Genomic DNA, 7161 nt, shown 5'->3' on the forward strand with positions numbered 1-7161 from the left:
TTCTTGCTCTTCTTTTCTGTTCATCTAAAACCTCAACTAACACATCATAAATATATAAAAATGTGTCAGCCAAGGTCTAAAGATTCACACATAAAGACAAAATAAAAAACGCTGCAATTGCAGCGTTTTTTATTTAAAGCTAGTTAGTGAATAAATCAAAAATATTGCCTAAGGTGCTTGTCTTTCCTCGGTAAAACTCAGTGTAAGTACAGTTTTTACATACTACCGCGGTAAACTTCCTATTTTGCATATCAAAGATTTTTGACCAGCCACTACCCGTTGTGGCTATTTCATCTGTGTCATAGCTTTCGCATTGACACTTAGGGCAAGACCAACTCGCCATACCCCTCCTATTTATTATTTCTTTTTACCATCCATTGACCATAAAATACTTTGGTCTGCACCCATTACGGTTGTTGGCATTTGACCGTTCCACTGCTGTGCACGCATATAATCAACAAGCGTCGCATTTGCTTTAATTGCTTCAGCTTTCTTTTGAATAGCTTGTGCTTCTGCAAGACCTTTAAGCTTTATTGCCTCAGCTTGTGCTTCTGCTTCAACGCGAATCGAATATGCCTGACCATCAGCTTTTGCTTTAGCCGCATCACGTTGCGCCATTGCCGTGTTTACTTCACGCTGAGCTTCAAGTTTTTGGCGTTCTAAACGGTGCATTTCTGCTGCCGCTAGGTTTTTCTCAGTTTGCTTGGTTTCAATTGATTGAATGTACTTTTGCGGTAACACTAAATTCTCTAACTGAGCCGAGTCTAGTTTTACTGGGTACTCTTTCATTTCTTCAACTAAAAGCTCTTCAATCTGTGCAATTACCTGCGAACGATTTTGAATTAGCTCTTCTGCTTTATATCGAGCTAGTGCATCTTTTGTCGCTGAACGCAGCTTTGGATCGAGAATTCGACTCTCAAACTGACTTAAACCACCGTAACTTTTGAATAGATCAAATGCTTGTTCGCGCATTACCGTCCAGTTGATCGATACTTCAGCTGTTACTGGCATTTGCTCGTTGTGTTGATGCATTTAATTTTTCAACATTTTTGCGAGTACGGATCTCCAGTACCTCAACATCATCAACAAACGGTATTTTAGTGTGTAGACCTGGGTTTACTTGTTCTTTTGCTTCACCAAAACGTTTGATAATACCAACGTGACCTTCATCAACTGTGTACATCGCTGAATAAATCAGTGATAAACCGACAACACCAACAATCGCACCTACGATTGGTCCTTTTTTCTTTGGTACCGCCATTGTTAAATCTGGTAAATCATTTTTATCATTCAACATACTTGTTACTCCAATGTATTAAGTGACACAAACAGTAACAAATAATTACCTTAATTGGGCAAATAAATGATTTTAGGTCTAACGCCATGCCAAACGGAGTTAGACACTTTTAAAAGGTAAATAAATCAATTTAACTAAATTTAATCGCTTTTAGCTTCATTTTTCAGGCTCGAATAAAATAGCTTTGTAACGCGTTCTTCGGGCAACCAATTGGAATAAGTGAGATTTAAACTAGCAAGTGGTTTGAGTGCCAAAACTTGCTCTAGACTTTTGCTATCCGCCATAGCACTTAGCATTAGCTGTTTAGCATTTTTTAACAGCGCTAAGTAAGACTGCAAACCTTGCTTAGAGGTTACCGGACCATGCCCAAGAATAATTTTAGTATTATCATTCACTTTTGAAAGCACATCAGTTACCGCATTGATAACACCGTCTAACGAGCCCCCACTATCTACATCAACAAACGGTAGACTTTTTAAATTAAAGAAGATATCCCCCATGTGCACTGCGTTGGCTTTGTCATAGAAAATAACCGCATCGCCATCGGTATGTGCATTGTGATAATGCCATAGCTGCGCATGCTCGTTGTTAAAGTGCAGTGTCATATCTTTACCAAAGCTAATTACGGGTAGGTACTTTGAACCTTCGCCATGTTTGTCTTTTAAACGCTGGTATACATTGTGATGCGCAATTACATGGCTTCCCGCATTAGCAAAGTTCTCATTACCGCCAGTATGATCGCCGTGATGGTGAGTATTAATAACAAACTCTGGCGCTCCATCTTGTAACTTGCTAATTTGCGCCTTAATACCATCACTTAATTTAGCAAACTGATCGTCTACAATATAAATACCATCCTCCCCGCTGCTAATGGCAATATTGCCACCTTGCCCATATAGCACATGTAAATTATCTGACAGCTTTTCAAGCTTAAACTCTACGTTTGAAGCAACAACTGGCAAGCTTAGACAACCCATTGAAAACAACAGTAGTAACGTTAATTTATTCATAACAAGGCCTTTTGGTTTTTATGCTACTACGAGTTTTAGCAACTTATGGTTTAAAAAACAGCAAAAATAATTCTTGACGAAATTGATTACAACTGTAATTCTTATGTTAGTTTTAATTACACGTGTAATCTTTATGGATATTAGTAATTCTGAATTTGAAGTGCTGCAAGCACTATGGCGAGTTCACCCAGCCGACGCGCAAACGGTTGTCGATGAACTTAATAAAGAAAAAGACTGGCACGAAAAAACCGTCAAAACCCTGCTTGGCAGAATGGTGAAAAAAGGCGCAATTAATTTTGAAAAAAATGGCCGCAGCTATATTTACTCTCCGGTGTTGGAAATTGAAGCATATCAAGTACAAGAAAGTGAAAGCCTGATTGAGCGTTTATTCAATGGCCGCATTGCGCCATTGGTTACAGGCTTTGCTAAAAATAAAAACTTAAGTAAGCAAGATATCGATGAGCTAAAGCATTTGATCGATAAATGGGAAAAGAATAATGATTGATTGGCTAATAGAGCAGCTTTGGCCGTTAAGCTTAGCCATTGTCTGCGTATTGCTGTGTAGTAAGTTACTCCACAGTTTTTTAAGCGCTAAGTTTCAGTATACCTTGTGGCTATTAGTTCCACTTGTGCTCATCTTAAATAACTTACCAATTTCTAATAGCTTATCGTTAGAAACTGAGTTGCATCACTATGTAGTGTCAGTAAAAGCGCAATCTAAGTCATTAGATATTTATGGCTTTGTTAGCATGATTTGGCTACTTGGGTTTAGCTTAATGGCTTTTCTTGTCATCTACGAACACATTTCAATTGGTAAAAAGTTTAATAAAAATAAGCAATTTAGTCATAAAATAAACAGCCATTTACCAGTTTACTATAGCGATTCAGTGAATGGTCCTGTGCTTTTTGGCTTACTCAAACAGCGCCTTTTTATCCCCCGTGACTTTCATGCAAGCTACGATACTGAGCAAGCAAAGCTCATATATCAACATGAATGGGTTCATTACACGCGCCAAGACAACTGGAGCAATGCATTTGCCATCGCCTTACTACTTATATTTTGGTTTAACCCTCTTTGCTGGATCGGTTATAGCCAATACAGAAAACAACAAGAAGTTGCCTGTGATGCTGCAGTATTAGCTCACGCAAACAGAACACAGCGAATAGCATATTGTCGCGCTTTAATTGCATGTGTTTCTGACAACCATAACTCACTTTCTAGTTACAGTTACTACATGGAGAAAAGTACGATGAAACAACGTTTAAACACAATTCAAAAAATGCCAAAAGGCAATGTTATTGTAAATGTATTACTTAGCTTAGTACTATTTGCAGGACTCACCAGTGTAGCCTTTGCTAAATACGGCGAAGGCACTAAAGAATACAGCAAAGAAGAAGCACAACCTATTGTACGCATTGAGCCTGTATATCCTAAACAGGCCGCAGATCAGGGGATTGAAGGCTCGGTAGTATTAGGGTTTACTTTAACAGCAGATGGTCAAACAGATAACGTTAAAGTTATATCTGCTGAACCAAAAGGAATATTTGATCGCGAAGCAAAACGCGCATTAAAACAGTGGAAGTACACACCTACAAAAAACACTAACAAACAACACCTAGTACAATTAGACTTTGCTCTTTCGGAAGAATATAAATCAAAGGATTTAGTTGAACGTATCAAGGTAAGCTCACATTAATTCCCGAGAACTATTGCTTTGTAGCAGAAGCGATTGTTAAAAGGGCATCATATGATGCCCTTTTTTAGGTTTACCTTTTCTCAAAGTCGATACGATGCACTATTTCACCTGGTAACAAAGGCGTATTCTTTTGTTCAATATAGTCATTGTAACCTGCCCGATAATAAGGCGATAAAGGATGGCCGCTTTGCCCGCCAGGCAGAGTTAAAATCGCTTTTTTCTCTAACCCTGGTTGCACAAATAAACGCTGTGATGCGCCAAAACTAGTCCCTTGTACAGCTGGCATAAAACTGTCGCCAAATGCTGGTGTTTTAGGCATATCAAGCAACTTACTTAATAAAGGGATCTGTTCACTAAACGGGTGCTGTATATTAAGTTCGTTCACAGCTCCCCATGTTAATTGATTTAAAGATCCACTATCGCTTCCAGTGTGCTTATTGAGCAAGTCGCTTTTCATATTGATATATGTCGTGCTTAATAATTCTGGCCATGAAGCTACACTTGGCGGCAACCATTGATCAGTAAAACTACTTATTAATTGCCATGCTGCAGGTTCGAGATCGTTCTTAATTGGTGCTAATGTTAGCCCTTCTGCTCTTAATTGCGTTTCAATTGGGGAGAACAGTTTATTTATCAATGCCGAGCGATACCGTCTAACCAAGGTGTACCCTACAGAATCTGCACATGCGCATTCACCCCAATTTTCAACTAACTTGATATCTTGTGCATACTTTTCAGGCGATAAGTTGAGTACCTTAAGCAATAGCGCTTGCCATGGTTTTAAAAATATTGCTTGGTTATCAAGTTGAATTTGATAAAAGTCGTGTTCACTAAATTGTTCCTTTTCGAATAAGCGCTGCTGTATTTGTTTAGCGCGAGCACCTAAAGCGTATCCTCCGTTGCCAAAACGTTTATCCTGTTCAATACTCACTACTCTGCTATTTCCGCTCCATAAACGATTATTATCTGGATTTACCATAAAAGGAACGTCTACTGCATCGTATTGCCAATTGGCATCAAATACTTCAGGCTTAATTGCAATTTCAGTTGGCGTTGTGCGTGCAGGAATTGCGCCGGTTGCTTGCCATGCTGCATTACCCAAACTATCGGTGACTAACATGTTCTGTACCGGTATACCGATCGTTTTTGCAATCGATAATGCCTCTTCAACATTCGTTGCGCGCTCTAAGTTCATTAACTCCATGTCGACTGCGTAATCTTGATGAGCAACCCATTTCAGCGCATATTTCTTGCCTGCGATATGTTTTACCGGACCAAACTCACTTTTTTCAAGCGAATACATATATTCTTTATCTGGCGTGACTATGCGCTCATGAATTGTCTTCGTCTCTTGTGTTTCATCCAGTGCAATCCAATCTGCTGTATCGATATATGCATTTGTAAATCCCCAAGCGACATGACCATTTGTCCCAACAACAACAGCTGGTGCTCCAGGTAAGCTAACCCCTGTTATTTGATAGTTCTTATCGTTTTCAACATAGTTAAGCTGGGTGCGGTACCAAATAATCGGTACGGCTAACCCTAAATGCATGTCATCTGCTAATAATGCATTACCAGATTCAGTTAACCTACCAGTCACAGCCCAGTTATTACTGCCAATATCTTTAGGTTCATGAATTTCATGCGTTACATTAGTAAACAGCGATTTGTTAATCGATGGAATTGCATACTCAACCAATTCAAACTCTGAACCATCAAGCGCAGCTTGATATTGACTTGGTTGGGTTAAGAAGCCAACCATTTCACTGCCAAATTGTTCAGCAATATAAGTAAGAGTTAAATCGCGATTAAACGTTTTTGATTGTAAGTCGAGATACATACTGAAAATAACAAGCAAGCTGTCTTCAGGTAGCCATGGCTTACGGCTTGCACCTGTTAATAAGTATTCAAAGCTTGAGTAAGGTATATGACTTTGCGCCAAATTAACACCTTGCGCATAACGTTTAAGAATTTCCGTATGCTCTAGCGGTAGACTTTTAAGAATTTTTTTACTTCGCTTTCTAAATTGATGAAAGCGCATTTTTTTATCCAAACCTACCGCTGCTTTTCCAAATAATTCTGAAAGCTCACCAGCAGCGTTGCGACGCAGTAAGTCCATTTGAAAGAAACGATCTTGTCCATGCGCGTAGCCTAATGTAAACGCAGCATCTTTGCGTGATTTAGCATTGATCACAGCGTGGCCTAATGCGTCACGTTCCAAAGAAGTGTTACTTGATATATCAGAAACCTGCGTTTTACCCGATAACTCAGGTAAACTCAAAGTGAGTATGCCATAAACAATTGCTGTGGCGATTAATGCACCAATAATGAAGAATAATGAAAGCCATTTTATTATTTTTGTCATTTGCTTCCCTTTTTTAGCAGGACTTATTTAGTGTAACTAGGCAGTCAATTTTATAATCGCATAGTTATATGTTGTCCAGTTTAACACTCATCAATTAGTTAGCCAGCGCAAATCAGTTTAAAAAAACAGCAAAATAACTATACAAAAGACAGAAAATATTACTATACTGTTTAGCGTATACTGATTTTCATCTTTCCATTGTCTGATCTGCAAAAAGCTGGTTTTCTCCTCCAGCTTTTTTCTTGCCCAAAGAACAATAGCCAACGCTTAATAAAGACGATATTAAACCACTCGAACAATTAACTTCGATTGGTTTTGATATCGACCCACAAACCCGTCATATGATGAAAGGGCTAATTAATATGAATAATAAACACAGCATTATTATCGACCCAACAGTGATTTTTTCACCGCAAGAAGAAGCCGAGATAGCTTAGTTCAGGATTCAGGATTCAGGATTCAGGATTCAGGATTCAGGATTCAGGATTCAGGATTCAGGATTCAGGATTCAGGATTCAGGATTCAGGATTCAGGATTCAGCAACATTCTGAAGTCTGGCTGCTTAATTCTAAAACCTTTTAATGTCTAAAACGCAAAAAGCCCGCTCATTGAGCGGGCTTTTTAGTTAAGAGCATGGTGATGTTCAAGTGCTCACAGCGGTGGAGAGGCACATGGGCGTTCGCCCTATCTTTTCTGGAGTTAAAATGCAAAAAAGCCTCAACATAATGTTGAGGCTTTCTTTAATTAGGAGCTTGGCGATGTTCTACTTTCACATGGGCGAACCCACACTAT

General features: G+C 38.9%; 5 protein-coding genes and 1 pseudogene. 2 read left to right on the forward strand and 4 right to left on the reverse strand.

Features of this window, described 5'->3' with window-relative positions; all coding sequences use genetic code 11:
• Positions 1-139: 139 nt before the first annotated feature.
• The 3 genes and pseudogenes from C2M30_RS02905 to C2M30_RS02915 all read right to left on the reverse strand — a co-directional run bounded on the left by C2M30_RS02905 (position 140) and on the right by C2M30_RS02915 (position 2307).
• Positions 140-343, reverse strand: a complete 204-nt coding sequence (locus C2M30_RS02905) for a zinc ribbon domain-containing protein (protein ID WP_105170614.1) — start codon at positions 341-343, stop codon at positions 140-142.
• Between the two features lie 14 nt (positions 344-357).
• Positions 358-1297 (reverse strand): annotated as a pseudogene (locus C2M30_RS02910) (SPFH domain-containing protein).
• Between the two features lie 140 nt (positions 1298-1437).
• Entirely contained in the window at positions 1438-2307 is an 870-nt protein-coding gene (locus C2M30_RS02915) for an MBL fold metallo-hydrolase (RefSeq protein WP_105170615.1), read from the reverse strand.
• 103 nt (positions 2308-2410) lie between these two features.
• Between C2M30_RS02915 and C2M30_RS02920 the strand changes: the two genes are divergently transcribed.
• The gene (locus C2M30_RS02920) at positions 2411-2812 is read left to right on the forward strand and encodes a BlaI/MecI/CopY family transcriptional regulator (protein WP_105170616.1); all 402 of its coding nucleotides are present in this window, start codon (positions 2411-2413) and stop codon (positions 2810-2812) included.
• On the forward strand, positions 2805-4004 hold the full coding sequence (locus C2M30_RS02925; RefSeq protein WP_105170617.1) for a M56 family metallopeptidase: 1200 nt from the start codon (positions 2805-2807) through the stop codon (positions 4002-4004). The genes C2M30_RS02920 and C2M30_RS02925 overlap by 8 nt, the downstream gene beginning before the upstream one ends.
• A 70-nt stretch (positions 4005-4074) precedes the next feature.
• On the opposite strand, the gene C2M30_RS02930 is transcribed toward C2M30_RS02925, so the two are convergent.
• The gene (locus C2M30_RS02930; protein ID WP_105170618.1) at positions 4075-6369 is read right to left on the reverse strand and encodes a penicillin acylase family protein; all 2295 of its coding nucleotides are present in this window, start codon (positions 6367-6369) and stop codon (positions 4075-4077) included.
• Between the last annotated feature and the right edge of the window lie 792 nt (positions 6370-7161).

The sequence above is a fragment of the Pseudoalteromonas sp. T1lg24 genome (genome assembly GCF_002964745.1).
Lineage (GTDB): Bacteria > Pseudomonadota > Gammaproteobacteria > Enterobacterales > Alteromonadaceae > Pseudoalteromonas > Pseudoalteromonas spongiae.